The 18,486-nt window shown below is 51.1% G+C and carries 17 protein-coding genes and 2 pseudogenes; 11 read left to right on the top strand and 8 right to left on the bottom strand.

Annotation, left to right across the window (positions count from 1 at the left end):
- Nucleotides 1-130: 130 nt before the first annotated feature.
- Nucleotides 131-2,087: pseudogene (gene cpdB / locus FC814_RS01870) on the top strand (2',3'-cyclic-nucleotide 2'-phosphodiesterase).
- 128 nt (nt 2,088-2,215) lie between these two features.
- Here cpdB and FC814_RS01880 read toward each other — a convergent pair.
- Entirely contained in the window at nt 2,216-2,596 is a 381-nt protein-coding gene (locus FC814_RS01880) for a helix-turn-helix domain-containing protein (RefSeq protein ID WP_137325428.1), read from the bottom strand.
- An 88-nt stretch (nt 2,597-2,684) separates the two neighbouring features.
- On the opposite strand from FC814_RS01880, the gene qorB reads away from it, so the two are divergent.
- The 3 genes from qorB (at nt 2,685) to ytfE (ending at nt 5,388) form a co-directional block, all read left to right on the top strand.
- On the top strand, nt 2,685-3,545 hold the full coding sequence (gene qorB / locus FC814_RS01885; RefSeq protein ID WP_137325429.1) for an NAD(P)H:quinone oxidoreductase: 861 nt from the start codon (nt 2,685-2,687) through the stop codon (nt 3,543-3,545).
- A gap of 107 nt (nt 3,546-3,652) precedes the next feature.
- On the top strand, nt 3,653-4,618 hold the full coding sequence (locus tag FC814_RS01890; protein WP_024212604.1) for a DMT family transporter: 966 nt from the start codon (nt 3,653-3,655) through the stop codon (nt 4,616-4,618).
- Between the two features lie 107 nt (nt 4,619-4,725).
- Nucleotides 4,726-5,388, top strand: a complete 663-nt coding sequence (gene ytfE, locus FC814_RS01895) for an iron-sulfur cluster repair protein YtfE (RefSeq protein ID WP_000331449.1) — start codon at nt 4,726-4,728, stop codon at nt 5,386-5,388.
- Between the two features lie 44 nt (nt 5,389-5,432).
- Here the strand turns inward: ytfE and cycA are convergent, their stop codons facing one another.
- Both cycA and fklB read right to left on the bottom strand, forming a co-directional pair.
- On the bottom strand, nt 5,433-6,845 hold the full coding sequence (cycA, locus tag FC814_RS01900; protein WP_000228360.1) for a D-serine/D-alanine/glycine transporter: 1,413 nt from the start codon (nt 6,843-6,845) through the stop codon (nt 5,433-5,435).
- Nucleotides 6,846-7,153: 308 nt separating this feature from the next.
- Complete coding sequence (gene fklB, locus FC814_RS01905; RefSeq protein WP_000211237.1) at nt 7,154-7,774, bottom strand: FKBP-type peptidyl-prolyl cis-trans isomerase; 621 nt, start codon at nt 7,772-7,774, stop codon at nt 7,154-7,156.
- 217 nt (nt 7,775-7,991) lie between these two features.
- On the opposite strand from fklB, the gene ytfB reads away from it, so the two are divergent.
- Nucleotides 7,992-8,630 (top strand): cell division protein YtfB, encoded by a 639-nt coding sequence (gene ytfB / locus FC814_RS01910; RefSeq protein WP_032226412.1) that lies wholly within the window; start codon nt 7,992-7,994, stop codon nt 8,628-8,630.
- Here ytfB and FC814_RS01915 read toward each other — a convergent pair.
- The gene (locus tag FC814_RS01915; RefSeq protein WP_010348212.1) at nt 8,614-9,261 is read right to left on the bottom strand and encodes a TetR/AcrR family transcriptional regulator; all 648 of its coding nucleotides are present in this window, start codon (nt 9,259-9,261) and stop codon (nt 8,614-8,616) included. The genes ytfB and FC814_RS01915 overlap by 17 nt on opposite strands.
- 211 nt (nt 9,262-9,472) lie before the next feature.
- Here FC814_RS01915 and FC814_RS01920 point away from each other — a divergent pair, with 211 nt between their 5' ends.
- From FC814_RS01920 to FC814_RS01945, 6 genes and pseudogenes are all read left to right on the top strand, one after another.
- The gene (locus FC814_RS01920) at nt 9,473-10,264 is read left to right on the top strand and encodes a 3-ketoacyl-ACP reductase (protein WP_137325430.1); all 792 of its coding nucleotides are present in this window, start codon (nt 9,473-9,475) and stop codon (nt 10,262-10,264) included.
- A 9-nt stretch (nt 10,265-10,273) separates the two neighbouring features.
- Nucleotides 10,274-11,116 (top strand): annotated as a pseudogene (locus FC814_RS01925) (sugar phosphate isomerase/epimerase family protein).
- Nucleotides 11,117-11,125: 9 nt separating this feature from the next.
- On the top strand, nt 11,126-11,902 hold the full coding sequence (locus FC814_RS01930; protein WP_001283553.1) for an enoyl-CoA hydratase/isomerase family protein: 777 nt from the start codon (nt 11,126-11,128) through the stop codon (nt 11,900-11,902).
- A 9-nt stretch (nt 11,903-11,911) separates the two neighbouring features.
- Nucleotides 11,912-13,453 (top strand): acyl CoA:acetate/3-ketoacid CoA transferase, encoded by a 1,542-nt coding sequence (locus FC814_RS01935; protein WP_137325431.1) that lies wholly within the window; start codon nt 11,912-11,914, stop codon nt 13,451-13,453.
- Nucleotides 13,450-15,519, top strand: coding sequence for an FAD-binding protein (locus tag FC814_RS01940; protein ID WP_137325432.1), 2,070 nt, complete (start codon nt 13,450-13,452; stop codon nt 15,517-15,519). The genes FC814_RS01935 and FC814_RS01940 overlap by 4 nt, the downstream gene beginning before the upstream one ends.
- Before the next feature lie 95 nt (nt 15,520-15,614).
- Entirely contained in the window at nt 15,615-16,892 is a 1,278-nt protein-coding gene (locus FC814_RS01945; RefSeq protein ID WP_001033619.1) for an MFS transporter, read from the top strand.
- Nucleotides 16,893-16,993: 101 nt separating this feature from the next.
- Here the strand turns inward: FC814_RS01945 and rplI are convergent, their stop codons facing one another.
- Genes rplI through rpsF form a run of 4 tightly spaced genes read right to left on the bottom strand, consistent with a single transcriptional unit; the run spans nt 16,994 to nt 18,433 of the window.
- Nucleotides 16,994-17,443 carry a 50S ribosomal protein L9 gene (rplI, locus tag FC814_RS01950; protein ID WP_001196062.1) on the bottom strand — a complete coding sequence of 150 codons (450 nt, stop codon included), beginning with the start codon at nt 17,441-17,443 and terminating at the stop codon, nt 16,994-16,996.
- A 41-nt stretch (nt 17,444-17,484) separates the two neighbouring features.
- Entirely contained in the window at nt 17,485-17,712 is a 228-nt protein-coding gene (gene rpsR, locus FC814_RS01955) for a 30S ribosomal protein S18 (RefSeq protein WP_000135199.1), read from the bottom strand.
- Between the two features lie 4 nt (nt 17,713-17,716).
- Nucleotides 17,717-18,031 (bottom strand): primosomal replication protein N, encoded by a 315-nt coding sequence (priB, locus tag FC814_RS01960; protein WP_001296681.1) that lies wholly within the window; start codon nt 18,029-18,031, stop codon nt 17,717-17,719.
- A 6-nt stretch (nt 18,032-18,037) separates the two neighbouring features.
- Nucleotides 18,038-18,433, bottom strand: a complete 396-nt coding sequence (rpsF, locus tag FC814_RS01965) for a 30S ribosomal protein S6 (protein WP_001216676.1) — start codon at nt 18,431-18,433, stop codon at nt 18,038-18,040.
- Nucleotides 18,434-18,486 lie beyond the last annotated feature (53 nt).

An 18,486-nucleotide genomic window follows, 5' to 3' on the forward strand; every position in this document is an offset into this window, starting at 1 on the left:
TACTTATACCCTATCGTTAAAGAATCCGCCAACTGTGATGGCGTCATCGTTTCCTGATTTATTATTTATGGCATCCTTCACGCTCCGTATGAAAGACGTCTCATCTTCTCGTTCATAAAAGGATGCCCAGATGGTTAAGTTTAGTGCAACGCTTCTTGCTACGCTGATTGCCGCCAGTGTGAATGCGGCAACAGTCGATCTCCGCATAATGGAAACCTCTGATTTGCATAGCAACATGATGGATTTCGATTATTACAAAGATACATCCACAGAAAAATTTGGACTGGTACGCACTGCGAGCCTGATTAATGACGCGCGCAATGAAGTGAAAAATAGCGTACTGGTCGATAACGGTGACCTGATCCAGGGTAGCCCGCTGGCGGATTACATGTCGGCGAAAGGATTAAAAGCGGGTGATGTTCATCCGGTCTATAAGGTGCTGAATACGCTGGATTATACCGTCGGCACGCTTGGCAACCACGAGTTTAACTACGGTCTGGATTACCTGAAAAATGCGCTGGCGGGAGCGAATTTCCCCTATGTGAATGCCAACGTCATCGACACTAAAACCAAACAGCCGATGTTCACACCGTATTTAATTAAAGATACCGAAGTGGTCGATCGAAGTGGTCGATAAAGACGGAAAAAAACAGACGCTGAAGATTGGCTATATTGGCGTCGTGCCGCCGCAAATCATGGGCTGGGATAAAGCTAATTTATCCGGAAAAGTGACGGTGAATGATATTACCGAAACCGTGCGCAAATACGTGCCTGAAATGCGCGAGAAAGGTGCCGATGTTGTTGTCGTTCTGGCGCACTCTGGTTTGTCTGCCGACCCGTATAAAGTGATGGCGGAAAACTCAGTTTATTATCTCAGTGAAATTCCTGGCGTTGACGCCATTATGTTTGGCCATGCTCACGCCGTTTTCCCGAGTAAAGATTTTGCTGATATCAAAGGGGCTGATATCGCCAAAGGTACGCTGAACGGTGTTCCGGCAGTGATGCCTGGCATATGGGGCGATCATCTCGGTGTGGTCGATCTGCAACTCAGTAATGACAGCGGTAAATGGCAGGTGACGCAGGCAAAAGCGGAAGCACGACCGATTTACGACATCGCCAACAAAAAATCACTGGCTGCGGAAGACAGCAAGCTGGTCGAAACGCTGAAAGCCGATCACGATGCCACCCGCCAGTTTGTCAGCAAACCTATCGGAAAATCTGCCGACAATATGTATAGCTATCTGGCGCTGGTGCAGGACGATCCGACCGTTCAGGTGGTGAACAACGCGCAGAAAGCGTATGTCGAACGTTACATTCAGGGCGATCCGGATCTGGCAAAACTGCCGGTGCTCTCTGCTGCCGCGCCGTTTAAAGTTGGCGGTCGCAAAAATGACCCTGCCAGCTATGTTGAAGTGTAAAAAGGTCAGCTAACCTTCCGCAACGCCGCCGATCTTTATCTCTACCCCAATACGCTGATTGTGGTAAAAGCCAGCGGTAAAGAGGTGAAAGAGTGGCTGGAGTGCTCCGCTGGACAGTTTAACCAGATTGATCCCAACAGCACTCAACCGCAGTCTTTAATTAACTGGGACGGTTTCCGCACCTATAACTTTGATGTTATTGATGGCGTGAATTACCAGATTGACGTCACCCAGCCCGCCCGCTATGACGGTGAATGTCAGGTGATTAATGCCAATGCGGAAAGGATTAAGAACCTGACCTTTAACGGCAAACCGATTGATCCGAACGCGATGTTCCTCGTTGCCACCAATAACTATCGTGCTTATGGCGGCAAATTTGCCGGAACCGGCGATAGCCATATTGCTTTTGCTTCTCCGGATGAGAACCGCTCGGTGCTGGCAGCGTGGATTGCTGAAGAGTCGAAGCGTGCGGGGGAAATTCACCCGGCAGCAGATAACAACTGGCGTTTGGCACCGATCCCCGGCGATAAGAAACTGGATATCCGTTTCGAAACCTCTCCGTCAGATAAAGCCGCAGCGTTTATTAAAGAGAAGGGGCAGTATCCGATGAATAAAGTCGCGACCGATGATATCGGGTTTGCGATTTATCAGGTGGATTTGAGTCAGTAATAGACATCTTTTTCGGGCTACAAATCATCAACCGCATCCGGCATTTATTGGCGGATGCGATGCTACCGTATCTTATCCGCCCTACAAGCCATGCACCGTAGGCCGGATAAGCGCAGCGCATCCGGCAGTTATGCCACACGTTCATCCCGCACCGCCAGCACCTCTGGCAGATGAATCTCAATCCAGTCCGCCAGCGCAGCAACCTTTTCACTCACCTGCTCGCCCAGCGGCGTGAGGCTATATTCCACATGCGGCGGCACCACCGGATACGAGATACGGTTAACAAAACCATCCTGCTCCAGCGCCTGTAGCGACTGCGCAAGCATCTTTTCACTCACCCCACCGATTTTGCGCCGCAGGTCGCTAAAGCGATGAGTACCTTCGCGTAGCGCCACCAGAATCAACACCCCCCAACGGCTGGTGACGTGTTTCAACACCTCGCGCGACGGGCACTGTTCCGCAAAGAGATTGCCCTCTTTCAGTTGTTGCGACAGGCTAACCTGACTCATTTCATACTTACCTTTTTGCACGTACTTACTAAAAGTAAGTTTAGGTGTTAGCGTATTTAAACACAAGACAAAACGATGGAGACTTCCCATGATCGCTATTACTGGTGCCACTGGCCAACTTGGTCACTATGTTATTGAATCCTTGATGAAAACTGTTCCTGCCAGCCAAATAGTGGCTATCGTTCGTAATCCGGCAAAAGCCCAGGCCCTGGCAGCACAAGGCATTACCGTGCGTCAGGCTGACTACGGCGATGAAGCCGCACTGACATCTGCGCTACAGGGCGTGGAAAAACTACTGCTGATCTCTTCCAGCGAAGTGGGTCAACGTGCCCCGCAGCATCGTAATGTTATTAATGCCGCAAAGACGGCTGGCGTGAAATTTATCGCTTATACCAGCCTGCTACATGCAGATACCTCCCCGCTCGGCCTCGCCGATGAGCACATCGAGACGGAGAAAATGCTGGCTGATTCTGGCATCGTTTACACCCTTCTGCGCAACGGCTGGTACACCGAAAACTACCTCGCCAGCGCCCCGGCAGCACTGGAACACGGCGTATTTATCGGTGCGGCGGGCAATGGCAAAATTGCCTCAGCAACGCGGGCAGATTATGCGGCAGCTGCGGCACGCGTGATTAGCGAAGCCGGTCACGAAGGCAAGGTTTACGAACTGGCGGGCGACAGCGCCTGGACGCTGACACAGTTAGCGGCAGAGCTAAGCAAACAGAGCGGCAAGCAGGTTACCTACCAGAACCTGAGCGAAGCCGATTTCGCCGCTGCGCTGAAAGGCGTTGGTCTTCCTGCCGGACTGGCGGACATGCTGGCTGATTCTGACGTTGGCGCATCGAAAGGGGGTCTGTTTGATGACAGCAAAACGCTGAGCAAATTGATTGGTCGCCCAACGACAACGTTAGCCGAAAGCGTAAGCAATCTGTTTAATGTTAATAACTAGTTAATTAAAGTGGCATCCTCCCGCATCCTCTCTGATAATGACGGGATGCCGGGAGCAATCATGTCTGCTTCCTGAACTTTCTTCTGACAGACCAATGGATGCCAGTAATGATTAGCGGCGTGCTGTACGCCCTGTTAGCAGGGTTGATGTGGGGGCTTATTTTTGTCGGGCCGTTGATTGTGCCGGAATACCCGGCGATGTTGCAGTCGATGGGGCGTTATCTGGCGTTAGGGTTAATTGCGCTACCCATTGCCTGGCTGGGACGCGTGCGTTTGCGTCAGTTGGCGCGTCGGGACTGGCTTACCGCCTTGATGCTCACTATGATGGGCAACCTCATTTATTACTTCTGCCTTGCCAGTGCCATTCAACGTACTGGCGCGCCTGTTTCCACGATGATTATCGGCACCCTGCCGGTGGTGATTCCTGTCTTTGCCAATCTGCTTTATAGCCAGCGCGACGGCAAACTCGCGTGGGGAAGACTCGCCCCGGCACTGATTTGTATTGGCATCGGCCTGGCGTGTGTGAATATTGCTGAGTTAAACCACGGACTCCCCGATTTTGACTGGGCACGTTATACCTCTGGCATCGTGCTGGCGTTAGTTTCCGTGGTCTGCTGGGCATGGTATGCCCTGCGCAACGCCCGCTGGCTGCGGGAAAATCCCGACAAACATCCGATGATGTGGGCAACGGCGCAGGCGCTGGTCACACTGCCGGTTTCACTTATCGGCTATCTCGTCGCTTGTTACTGGCTGAATACGCAAACGCCGGACTTCTCCCTACCCTTTGGCCCCCGCCCGCTGGTGTTTATTAGTCTGATGATTGCGATAGCCGTGCTTTGCTCATGGGTCGGCGCACTCTGCTGGAACGTCGCCAGCCAGCGATTACCAACCGTGATTCTCGGGCCGTTGATTGTTTTCGAAACGCTGGCAGGTTTGCTGTACACCTTTTTACTCCGCCAGCAAATGCCGCCGCTGATGACGCTGAGCGGTATCGTGCTGTTAGTGGTTGGCGTGGTCATTGCAGTCAGAGCAAAACCGGAAAAACCTTTAACTGAATCTGTCTCAGAAAGTTGACATGCTGGCTGTGAGTTAAATAAGCCTCTGCTACGTAAGGGTTATAGCATTTGCCTTAAAGATGCATTTAAAATGCACCTTATCTTATTAAGAATGAGGTATCAGCTATGGCTTATCGCGACCAACCTTTAGGTGAACTGGCGCTCTCTATTCCTCGCGCTTCGGCTCTGTTTCGTAAATATGATATGGATTACTGCTGCGGCGGTAAGCAGACGCTGGCGCGCGCGGCGGCACGTAAAGAGCTGGATGTTGACGTCATTGAAGCCGAACTGGCAAAGCTTGCTGAACAACCGATTGAGAAAGACTGGCGTAGCGCCCCGCTGGCAGAAATCATCGACCATATCATCGTGCGCTACCACGATCGTCACCGCGAACAACTGCCGGAACTGATTCTGCAAGCCACCAAAGTAGAGCGCGTTCACGCCGACAAACCGAGCGTGCCAAAAGGGCTGACAAAATACCTGACCATGCTGCATGAAGAGCTTTCCAGCCATATGATGAAAGAAGAGCAAATTCTCTTCCCGATGATTAAACAAGGCATGGGTAGCCAGGCAATGGGGCCTATCAGTGTGATGGAAAGCGAGCACGATGAAGCGGGCGAACTGCTGGAAGTGATTAAACACACGACCAATAACGTCACACCGCCGCCGGAAGCCTGCACCACCTGGAAAGCGATGTATAACGGCATTAATGAACTGATTGATGACCTGATGGATCACATCAGTCTGGAAAACAATGTACTGTTCCCACGCGCGCTGGCAGGTGAGTGATCTAAAAGCTGGATGGCATTGCGCCATCCAGCATGATAATGCGGTTATTTCCGCAGTTCAGCAGCCCGCTTCTTACCAATAAACAACCAGCCCAACCCCAGCGCGATAAACCACAGCGGGGTAACCAGCAGCGCCTGGCGGGTGTCCTCTTCCAGCGTCAGCAGCACGATGACGAATACAAAGAACGCCATACATACCCAACACATCAGCTTGCCGAGCGGCATCTTGTAGATCGACTTCTCATGCAGGTGCGGACGTTGTTTGCGGTACACCAGGTACGAACAAAGGATAATCGTCCAGACAAACATAAACAGAATCGCGGAAACGGTTGTGATCATCGTGAACGCACCAATCACGCTTGGATTCACGTACAACATCACCACGCCGCCGAGCAGACAGATGCAAGAGAAGGTCAGCCCTTTCGCGGGTACTGCGCGTTTAGAGAGTTTAGCGAATGCTTTCGGCGCGACGCCTTCCTGCGCCAGACCAAACAGCATACGGCTGGTAGAGAATACGCCGCTGTTAGCGGAAGACGCCGCAGAGGTCAGCACCACAAAGTTAATTACGCTGGCAGCAGCAGGCAAACCTACCAACACAAACAGTTCAACAAACGGGCTTTTCTCCGCGACCACAGAACTCCACGGCGTCACAGACATAATTACAATTAGCGCGAAGACGTAGAACATAATGATGCGGATCGGAATGGAGTTAATCGCGCGTGGCAGTGATTTCTCCGGATCTTTCGTTTCCGCAGCCGTTGTACCGACCAGTTCAATCCCCACGAAAGCGAAAACCGCAATCTGGAATCCGGCAAAGAAGCCGCTTAAGCCTTTCGGGAACCAGCCGCCGTCATTCCACAAATGCGCGAACGACGCTTCCACACCGGTCGGAGACTGGAAGTGCATCATCACCATGATCAGACCAACGACAATCAGCGACACGATGGCGACGATTTTGATCATCGCAAACCAGAACTCCATCTCACCAAACATTTTCACGGTGGCGAGATTAAGAACCAGCAACAGAATGATCACCGACAGCGACGCCACCCAGTCGGAAAGCCCAGGGAACCAGAACTGCGCATAAGCGGTAATAGCGACAACATCCGCCATACCGGTAACCACCCAACAGAACCAATAGGTCCAGCCAGTGAAATATCCTGCCCACGGTCCCAATAAATCGGAAGCGAAGTCACTAAAAGATTTGTATTCCAGATTCGAAAGCAGCAATTCCCCCATTGCCCGCATCACGAAAAAGAGCATAAAACCAATGATCATATAAACGAAAATGATCGACGGCCCGGCAAGACTGATTGTTTTACCGGAACCCATAAACAACCCTGTACCTATGGCACCGCCAATGGCAATAAGCTGAATATGTCGGTTTGTGAGATTGCGCCGTAGCGACTGTTCAGCCGGAGCCTGATCATCGGCAACGACTTTTACCTGATCTACCATGTTTTTTTCTTCCTGTACCTGTCTGTGTTGTTCAGGCTCTGCGGCCTTTAGTCAGTCTATGATACGACGAATCTGTATCGGGACTCATCGATATTAGGTAACAATACGCGGGATGAATACTAAGATTTAGATCTAATGTTAATTTTATGTTTAAAGTGGGTGTCATATCACGGTGATAACGCGAAACAGCTCACAAAAATACACGCTTACGGGGTCTTTTCAACACAAAATAGCGTCGTTTGGCAAACTGAAGGGTTTATTGCTGAATGCCTGCTCCCCTCTGGTTCGAGGGGAACAGAATGCGCTGCTTAGAGGATTTCCAGCAGTTCGACTTCAAACACCAGGGTGCTGAACGGAGGGATGGAGGCGCCAGCGCCGCGCTCGCCATATGCCAGTTCCTGCGGGATGGTCAGTTCCCATTTAGAACCTACCGGCATCAGAGTCAGTGCTTCAATCCAGCCAGGGATCACGCCGTTAACCGGGAATTCAGCCGGTTCGCCACGGGCAACGGAACTGTCAAATACAGTACCGTCGATCAATTTACCGGTGTAATGAACACGAACGCGGTCGGTACGTGCCGGTATTGCGCCTTCACCCTGGTTGATCACGCGGAATTGCAGGCCAGATTCGGTGCTATTCACACCCTCTTTTTTAGCGTTTTCTTCCAGGTATTTCACACCTTCAGCAGCCATCGCCTGGAAACGCTGACGACGAACGGCATCGGCACGTTCGTGAATTTCACGCAGCGCGCGGTGCACCACATCAACCGGAACAGCCGGATGTTTACCTTCCAGTGCATCGGCAATGCCTGCAACCAGTGCTTCTGGCAGCAACCCTTGCAGGCCAGATTCACTCAGTTGTTGCCCTACCTGCAAACCTATACCGTAGCTTGCTTGCGCTTCGATGGTGTCAAAAGTTGGGGTGGTCATCGTATTTCCTTTCTTAGGGTATAAAGTAGCGGGCAGCATATCAGCCACACTTCTTTGGGTAAAACTTTGTCGCGGGAATGATGACAAATCCCGGGGAAAAAGAAACAATAGCAATATCCCGTATGAATATAATAAAGGCGGGTTTACCACGGACATCATAGCGTTAGCTTATTCATAGGCTATGATTGAGGAACAAGACGCGGAGCAGGAGGAAACCATGCCCGGGCGCTTTGAACTAAAACCAACCCTGGAGAAAGTCTGGCACGCGCCGGATAATTTTCGCTTCATGGACCCGCTGCCGCCGATGCATCGTCGGGGGATCATTATTGCTGCCATTGTATTGGTGGTCGGTTTTCTGCTTCCGTCTGATGATACGCCCAACGCGCCGGTAGTGACGCGTGAAGCGCAGCTGGATATTCAGTCACAATCACAACCGCCAACGGAAGAGCAACTACGGGCGCAATTAGTTACCCCACAAAATGATCCTGATCAGGTAGCTCCAGTCGCCCCTGAACCGATACAGGAAGGCCAACCGGAAGATCAGCCACAAACCTCGCAAACGCAACCATTCCAGCCAGATAGTGGAATAGATAATCAGTGGCGCTCTTATCGTGTCGAACCAGGTAAAACGATGGCGCAGCTATTCCGCGACCACGGACTACCCGCCACCGATGTCTATGCCATGGCGCAGGTAGAAGGCGCGGATAAGCCACTGAGTAATTTGCAAAACGGGCAGATGGTGAAAATCCGCCAGAACGCCAGCGGCGTAGTGACGGGCTTAACCATTGATACGGGGAATAATCAACAGGTTCTGTTTACCCGCCAGCCGGATGGCAGTTTTATTCGTGCGCGGTAGATGAAGGGTCAACGAGAAGCCAGCTAAGGATTGTCTCTTTGATGACCTTACGTCTGGCTTCCAGCGCCTGCGGTGAAACCATACTGATGTGATAAACCAGGCCAAGCGTATGCTGGTTGATCAAATAATATCCCCCAAGCGCGGCAATATTAATATTCACCTGCAACGGGTCGATATCTGGCTTAAAAATATTGAGTCTCTTCCCTTCAGCCAACAAAGATTCCATTAACTGCAAGTGCGCATGGTTAATTTCTAAAAGACGCTGTGATTTTGCATAATGCACACCTTTGCTCTGGTTTTCACTATGCACAATTTTTAAAAACCAGGGGTTAGCAATGTAATAATCCCAGGTAAAATCGATGATTTTTTCAATTGCTTTTTGTGGAGGAAGACCTGAAACATCCAGGGATTTTTCTTTTTGCCGAATATCGTTCCAGGTATATTCCAGCACTTCGATAAATAAATTTTCTTTATTTCCAAAGTGGTGATAAACCGTCTGTTTACTGCACCCTGCGGCCTTCACAATATTATCGACTCTGGCCCCTTCATAACCATATTCGGCAAATTCATTAACCGCACATAATAATAGTTTTTCCTTCAGGCTTTGTACGTTGCTGGTATCAAGATACATAACGCTTCCCCATCTCCTCTTCATGATGTCTATCATAACCTGATTTGATTTCAGCTCCAGAAAAAAGGGCAAAAACTTTTACTTTCATCAGGTTATCAAATGTCCTGTGATCCTTATCGCAAATCAACCAACCAGATGGTTGATCTTTCTTGCCGCACGCCGCAAGCTAATCGTCACTTAGGGAAACAATATTTAAAAAGAGAGCTATTGTATGAAATCCACTCGTCCTGTTGCCGTTATCACTGGAGCCGCACGTGGCATTGGTAAGGGGTGTGCGCTGGAGCTTGCCCGTGGCGGATTTAATCTGTTGATTAACGATCGCCCCGATGCCGACAGCGTAGAAAAATTACATGCCACGCAACAGGAATGTCTGGCAGAAGGCGTGGAAGTGATTTGCTTCCCTGCCGATGTTGGCGATCTCTCCCTGCATGAAGAGATGCTCGACGCGGCGCAAAATCAGTGGGGGCGTCTGGACTGCCTGCTCAATAACACGGGCATTTCAGTGAAAAAGCGCGGTGACCTTCTCGACCTCGAACCGGACAGCTTCGACCAAAACATTGCCATTAATACCCGCGCGCCGTTCTTCCTCGCACAGGCATTCAGTAAACGTCTGCTCGCACAGCCAAAACCAGAAACAGAATTCCCGCACCGCTCAATTATTTTTGTCAGTTCCATCAACGCCATCATGCTGGCGATGAATCGCGGCGAATACACAATTGCCAAAACCGCCGTTTCTGCCGCTGCTCGTCTGTTTGCTGCTCGCCTTTGCAACGAACAAATTGGCGTCTATGAAGTGCGCCCTGGTCTCATCAAAACCGATATGACTATTCCGGCAACGGCTTATTACGACGAATTGATTGCCAAAGGACTGGTGCCGTGGGGACGTTGGGGTTATCCGGCGGATATCGCCTCCACTGTCCGCGCGATGGCGGAAGGCAAACTGATTTACACCTGTGGTCAGGCAGTCGCCATCGACGGTGGCTTAAGTATGCCGCGCTTCTGAGGCTAAACCATGAGAGATCTGTTACAACGCCCGGATTTATTCAGTATCAATACCGCGACGCTGGGCTATAAAGTGCCGCTGCCCGCCATTATTGATGCCTGTGCCGCACGCGGTATCGGTGCGATCGCCCCCTAGCGCAGAGAGTTGCAGGGTGAAGATCTTCAGCAGATCGCCCGCCAGCTTGCCGTCAATAACATGCGCGTTTCCGGTTTATGCCGTAGCACCTACTACACCGCGCCGACGCTGGCGGAACGCAAACTGGCAATTGATGATAACCGCCGGGCGCTGGACGACGCAGCGGTGCTGAACGCCGCCTGTTATATGCAGGTGGTTGGCGGTCTGCCAACGGGCACTAAAGATCTATATGAAGCGCGAGAACAAGTGAAACAAGGGATTCGCCAGTTGCTGCCACATTCGAAAGATGTCGGCGTGCCAATTGCGCTGGAGCCGCTGCACCCAATGACCGCCGCCGATCGCTCTTGCCTGTGCACGTTACACCAGGCGCTGGACTGGTGTGATGAACTCGATCCCGATGGCGAATTTGGCCTCGGCGTGGCTGTGGATGTTTACCATGTCTGGTGGGATCCGGATCTCGCCAGTCAAATCCAGCGTGCCGGAAAACGCATTCTCGCGTTTCATGTTTCCGACTGGTTAGTGCCGACCACCGATCTGGTCAATGGCCGGGGAATGCCGGGAGATGGCGTGATAAATATTCCGTCAATTCGTCGACTGGTTGAAAACGCCGGATTTAATGGCGCTATTGAACTGGAAATATTCTCACCGTACTGGTGGCAGAAAGATATTAACAGCACGCTGGATATTAGCGTCGATCGCATCGCGCATTATTGCTAAGGAATAATCATGAGTGACCAACCCGTTCTGTTCAGCAGAGCGGCGGCTTCCTGCCGCCTGACGTTGAACCGTGAAGATAAATGTCATGCTATTAACGAAGAGATGATTGAATCTCTCGACCATTATTTAAATGAAATTGAAAACGACACCACATTACGATTAGTCGAATTAACGGCAACCGGCGATAAATTCTTTTGTGCGGGCGGTGATATTAAATCGTGGTCGGCCTATTCGCCATTAGATATGGGCAGAAAATGGATTAAACGCGGTAATGACGTTTTTAATCGCCTGCGCAATCTACCGCAATTAACGGTTGCGAATCTCAACGGTCATACCATCGGCGGCGGTATTGAACTTGCCTTGTGCTGCGATATTCGTATTGCTCGCCCCAACGCGAAATTTTCTAACCCGGAAGTCATGCTCGGCATGGTGCCTGGCTGGATGGGCATTGAACGCGTGCTTAATCAGGTCGGCCCGGTGGTCGGTCGCCAGATGCTGATGTTAGGTAAACGTCTGACGGCGCATGAAGCCCAGGCGGCGAATTTAATTGATGAAGTAGTAGAAAAAGAACAGGTGGAAAGCTGGATGGCGAACCAGTTAGCGCAGCTGGAAAAATGTGGTCCGGTGGCACTGGCGCATATTAAGCAGCTGATTCTGGCACTGGAAAATAAACACGCTGAATACCCACACCAGTTACTGGCTGGATTAATGTCCGCCACTCAGGATTGCCAGCAGGCGACGCAGGCATTTGCCGAAAAAAGTAGCGTGAGCTTCCATAATCAATAAGGAAATTGTATGCGTAAGATAACAACCGCCGAGGCACTGGCGGCGCAAATTCAGGATGACGCAACCATTGCCATTAGCGGTAACGGCGGCGGCATGGTGGAAGCCGACCATATTCTGGCAGCCATTGAAGCGCGTTTCCTGCAAACCGGACACCCGCGCGATCTGACATTAATCCACTCGCTGGGCATTGGCGATCGCGACTGCAAAGGCACGAACCGCTTCGCTCATGCTGAAATGCTCAAACGCATTATTGCCGGACACTTTACCTGGTCGCCCAAAATGCAGGCGCTGGTAAAAAATAACGCGATTGAAGCCTATTGTTTTCCTGGTGGCGTTATTCAGGCGTTGCTACGGGAGATCGGTGCTGGACGTCCGGGGCTTTTTACCCACGTTGGGCTGGGATCGTTTGTTGATCCACGCAATGGCGGCGGAAAGTCGAACGCTTGCACCACCGAGGATCTGGTAGAACTGATTGAAATCGATGGTGAAACCAAACTCCGCTATCGCCCTTTCAAAGTGGACTATGCCATTTTGCGTGGCACTTATGCCGACCCACGTGGCAACGTCAGCCTCGAAGAAGAAGCGATTGATATGGATAGCTATTCGATGGCACTGGCAGCACACAACAGCGGTGGCAAAGTGTTCGTACAGGTGCGCGATGTACTGGAAGCCGGTGCCATTGAACCACGCCGGGTCAAATTACCGGGGATTCTGGTTGATGGCATCGTTGAATACCGCGAACAACCGCAAACCTATCTTGGCGGTTACGACCTGACGATCAGCGGTCAACATCGCCGTCTGAGTTCTAACGACGCTATTGAACTGGTTAGTCATCCGGTACGTCGCTTAATTGCCCGTCGGGCAGCGCGCGAGCTGGTGGCAGGCGCTTCAACCAACTTTGGCTTTGGTATCCCCGGCGGTATTCCTGGGGTTGCGCTGCGTGAAGGCGTTCCTTACCAAAGTTTATGGCTAAGCGTCGAGCAAGGCGTGCATAACGGTATGATGCTGGATGACGCGTTTTTCGGCTGCGCCCGTAACGCCGACGCCATTATCCCTTCGCTGGATCAATTCGAGTTCTACAGCGGCGGCGGCATCGACATTACTTTCCTCGGCATGGGCGAGATGGATCAACATGGTAACGTCAACGTCTCACACCTGAACGGCAATTTAATCGGCCCCGGCGGATTTCTCGAAATTGCGCAAAACGCCCGTAAGGTGGTGTTCTGCGGCACGTTCGACGCCAAAGGCAGCAAGATTGATGTAACGCCAGATGGCTTGCATATCGCTCAGTCAGGTCAAATCCCTAAACTGGTTACTCAGGTGGAAAAAATCACTTTTAGCGCCGCCTACGCACAGCACAGCGGTCAGGAAGTGTTGTATATCACTGAACGCGCGGTGTTTCAGTTAACGGCAGAAGGCGTTGAATTAATTGAAATCGCGCCGGGCGTGGAGATTGACCGCGACATTCTGCCGTTCATGGCTTTCCGTCCAATTATCAACCAGCCGCGCCTGATGGAAAGTAGCCTGTTTACGCCAATGGAGGACGCATGAGCCAGACTGATGACGCCATCCTCGATGCGCTGACGCACGTCACTTTCCCGAAGGGTTTTGTGTCAGCAGAGCCAACGTCAATTGTCACGGTGGACGGTGTTGATTACCCACTCTGGCAAGTTGATGCTCTGGTCGTTGGTAGCGGCGCGGCAGGATTACGTGCGGCGGTTGAACTGAAACGTCGCCAGCAAAATGTGCTAATCGCCACCGCCGGGTTATACATGGGAACATCGGCCTGCTCCGGTTCCGATAAACAGACGCTGTTTACCGCCGCAACGGCGGGCAACGGCGATAACTTCGCAAAACTTGCTGAAGCACTGGCGAGCGGCGGTGCGATGGATCACGACACGGCGTATGTCGAAGCGGTCGGTTCCCTACATACCCTTGGCGGGCTGCAATATCTCGGTCTGGAATTACCGGAAGATCGCTATGGTGCAATTCTCCGTTATCAGACCGACCATGACGAAGCCGGACGCGCAACCTCCTGTGGACCGCGCACTTCTCGTCTGATGGTGAAAGTATTGCTCGAAGAAGTGCAGCGCCTCGCCATCCCACTGTTGACCAGTGCAACGGTGATTAAACTGCTGCATCAACGCGGTGAAAACGGCGAAGATCGTGTGGCCGGGGCTATCCTCGCAACCGGTTCCCGCGCCCATAACCCGTGGGGGCTGGCAATTGTCACTGCGCCCAATGTGGTACTGGCAACAGGCGGGCCGGGCGAGCTTTATCGCGACAGTGTTTATCCGCATAAATGCTTTGGCTCGCTGGGGCTGGCGCTGGAAGAAGGTCTGACGCTAACCAATCTGACCGAAAGCCAGTTTGGTATAGGCACGCCGCGCAGCACATTCCCGTGGAATTTGTCTGGCACCTATGTGCAGGTGATCCCGTATATCTATTCCGTGGATGCCGAGGGTAACGAGTATAACTTCCTCGCGGATTACTATCGCACCACCCAGGAACTGGCTTCAAACATCTTCCGTAAAGGCTATCAGTGGCCGTTCCACGCTACGCGAGTGATGGATTTCGGCTCAAGCCTGTTAGATATGGCGGTGGCACAAGAGCAGCAATCAGGCCGCCTGGTTTTTATGGATTTCAAGCGAAATCCTGAAGCGGTGCCTGGTGATTTGCCATTCTCATTAGATCGACTGGACGACGACGTTCGCGCATATCTGGAAAATAACGACGCTCTGGCGCCATCGCCTATCGAACGTCTGCAAAGAATGAATCCGCTGTCCATCTCACTGTATAAGATGCACGGTTACGATCTCACCACACAGCCGTTGCAGTTTGCCATGAACAATCAGCATATGAATGGCGGCATTGAGGTTGATATCTGGGGGCAAACGTCTCTGCCTGGTTGTTTTGCAGTGGGAGAAGTCGCCGGAACTCACGGTGTTACCCGACCTGGCGGCGCGGCGCTGAATGCCGGACAAGTTTTTGCCGTGCGTCTGGCGCGTTTTATTGGCTGCACACAAAAGCGATCTGTTGAAGATGATGTCGCACAACTGGCATCTCCGGCACTAAATTCAATCAGAGAGATCATCACTCAGGCGCACGATAATGGAAACGGGATGCCGTTGTCTGCGGTGAGGGAAAAAATCCAGGCACGAATGTCTGACTACGCTGGGTTTATTTGCCATGGCGATAAAGTCCGGCGCGCCACTCGCGATGCCCTGCTATTGAATGAATTTGTACAACGGCATGGTTTGGCTATCAAACACGTGGGCGAAGTTGCCGAATTGTTTATGTGGCGGCATATGGCGCTGACGTCTGCCGCCGTATTGACACAGTTGACGCATTATATTGATGCAGGCGGCGGCAGTCGTGGGGCGAGGATGATTATTGATCCACAAGGCGAATGTCTACCACAAACTCGTCGCGGCGTAAAAGAAGAATGGCGCTTTCGCTCTGAACTCGCTGAAGACAAAAATCACAAATTAACGATTCAATATTCGCAAGGTTCTTTTATTACCGAAGTGAAGTCGTTACGTGTGCTACCGCGTATTAATGGTATTTACTTTGAAAAAAACTGGCCAGATTTCCTAAAGGGAGAGATTTACACATAATAATTTTTAATATGTTCTCTGTACCTGATTTTTATTAACTATTACACGGAATTACCAACAACCAGGGTTTATTAATATAATTAAAAGGTTTAAACATGAATAAAATAAAGAATTATCGGTGGCATATGATTGCCCTCGTATGCTTTATCACTGTAATCAATTATCTGGACAGAACGGCGTTAGGTATTGCAGCTCCAACTATTATGGAGACAACCGGAATAACCAAAGAGCAATATTCATGGATTGTCAGTGCATTCCAGTTGGCCTATACATTAGGGCAACCGGTAATGGGCTTCTTTATTGATACCGTGGGTTTGAAGTTAAGTTTTGCGATATGTGCCGCAGTCTGGGGGCTGGCAACAATGGGTCATGCGTTGACCGGAACATGGTCAGGTCTGGCATTTATGCGCGCCCTGATGGGTTTCAGCGAAGCGTCGGCCATTCCGGCGGGTGTAAAAACCGCATCAACATGGTTCCCGGCAAAAGAGCGTGGCGTGGCGACAGGTGTTTTCAATATGGGCACCTCACTCGGCGCGATGCTTGCACCACCGTTGATTGCCTGGTGCATTATGTTTCATAGCTGGCAATTTGCGTTTATTGTCTCAGGTAGCCTTGCTTTGCTCGCGGCTTTATTTTGGTTCTTTTGTTATAAAGATCCGAAAGATGCCAAACGCCTTTCTGATGAAGAGCGCCACTATATTGAATCAGGGCAAGAACAGCATCTTAAAACAGATAAGAAAGAAAAAACGTCAATCAAGCATATCCTCAGCCAACGTAATTTCTGGGGGATTGGCATCGCGCGGTTTCTCGCAGACCCGGCATGGGGAACCATTAACTTCTGGGTGCCGATTTTCTTCGTCGAAACGCTGCATTTTAGCCTGAAAGAAATTGCCATGTTCGTCTGGCTGCCTTTCCTGCTGGGCGACCTCGGCTGTTTAGCCAGTGGTTTTGTCGCGAAGTTCTTCCACGATCGCGGCGTGAGTTTAATTAACTCGCGAAGAATTACCTTCACTATTGCAGCCGTCATTATGATGACGATTGGTCTGGTGAGTATTGTCGAAAATCCCTACATTGCCGTATTACTGATTAGTATTGGCGCGTTCTCGCATCAATGTCTTTCTACTGTGGCAGCAACTCTGGGTGGCGATCTGTTCAAAAAAGACGAAGTCGCTACCGCAGTGGGTATGGCAGGAGCCTGTGCGTGGAGCGGTCAGTTGATTTTCAACCTGTTCATCGGGGCATTCGTTCACATTATCGGCTTCGCGCCGTTCTTTATTGCCCTGGCTTTCTTTGACATTATTGGCGCTATTGCGTTATGGACGCTTATCAAAGTTAAAGATGAAGAACCGCAAGTACAGTTAGCGACAAGCTAATTAATAGATATCAGAGCGTTATATTGTCAGTTGTAACGCTTTCGCTATAAAGCAAAACGCCGACCAATGGTCGGCGTTTTTACGTCTCGTTGAATAACGAATTATTCAGCTACTACGTTTACGATCACTTTCGCGAATACTTCGCTGTGAACCTGGAAGCTCACTTCGTGTTCGCCAGTGGTACGCAGAACGCCGTTCGGCAGACGAACTTCGCTCTTAGCCACTTCAACGCCAGCTGCAGTTACAGCGTCAGCGATGTCGCGAGTACCGATGGAACCGAACAGCTTACCTTCGTCGCCAGCTTTAGACGCGATGGTAACAGTTTCCAGTGCATTGATTTTCTCAGCGCGAGCATTAGCAGCTGCCAGAACTTCAGCCAGTTTAGCTTCCAGTTCAGCGCGACGTGCTTCGAAGAATTCAATGTTTTTCTTGGTAGCTGGAACAGCTTTACCCTGCGGTACCAGGAAGTTACGAGCATAGCCCGCTTTAACGTTTACCTGATCACCCAGGCTACCCAGGTTTGCTACTTTATCAAGCAGAATAACTTGCATTACCTTATCCTCTCAAAGTCGTATTAATGGACCGTGACCGATTACTGATGGCGATCAGTGTACGGCAGCAGGGACAGGTAGCGAGCGCGTTTGATAGCGCGAGCCAGCTGACGCTGGTATTTTGCACGGGTACCGGTGATACGGCTTGGGACAATCTTACCGCTTTCGGTGATGTAGTTTTTCAGCGTAGCGATATCTTTATAGTCGATCTCTTGAACGCCTTCCGCGGTGAAACGGCAGAACTTGCGACGACGGAAATAACGTGCCATATGGCTAGTCTCCAGAATCTATCAATTCAATCTGCTCGGCATGCAAAACCATTTTGCTCAGTCCGTTCTTTGCCTTGTGGCATGAAATGAACCCCTGAACGGTTATGCGACTGCCGACCGTTATACTGTGAGTAATGGCCTGGTTTTCGTGTCCGCTAACAATAACGGGCATTTGGCACCACGCCTGCCGGTGAAAACCGGCTTCCTCCTGCACAGAACGATGCTCAAGCACGAACTGGCAGTGAGGAATTCCTGATGGACTGACCTTTCGAAGGGGAGTCCTGCACACGGTGCCGGACAACACCAGACGGTTGGTCATCAGAAATTACTCTTCAGAATCCCCAGCTTCAGCATCATCAGCGGTTTCGTTTGCGAAATCATCGCGACGCTCACGGCGCTCGTCTTTCGCTTTAACCATCGGAGATGCTTCGGTAACAGCGTGCTTGGTACGCATAACCATGCTGCGGATAACGGCATCGTTGAAGCGGAAGGTAGTTTCCAGCTCATCGATCACTTCCTGCGGAGCTTCAACGTTCATCAGAACGTAGTGTGCTTTGTGCAGTTTGTTGATCGGGTAAGCCAGCTGACGGCGGCCCCAGTCTTCCAGACGGTGGATCTTGCCTTCTGCACCAGTGATGGCAGCAGTGTAGCGCTCGATCATGCCCGGAACCTGTTCGCTCTGGTCAGGATGGACCATAAAAACGATTTCGTAATGACGCATCGAATTGCTCCTTACGGATTATTCAGCCTCCTGTCTGGGTCAGCCGAATCCCG

Origin of the sequence: Escherichia sp. MR (assembly GCF_005280595.1) — a bacterium.
Lineage (GTDB): Bacteria > Pseudomonadota > Gammaproteobacteria > Enterobacterales > Enterobacteriaceae > Escherichia > Escherichia ruysiae.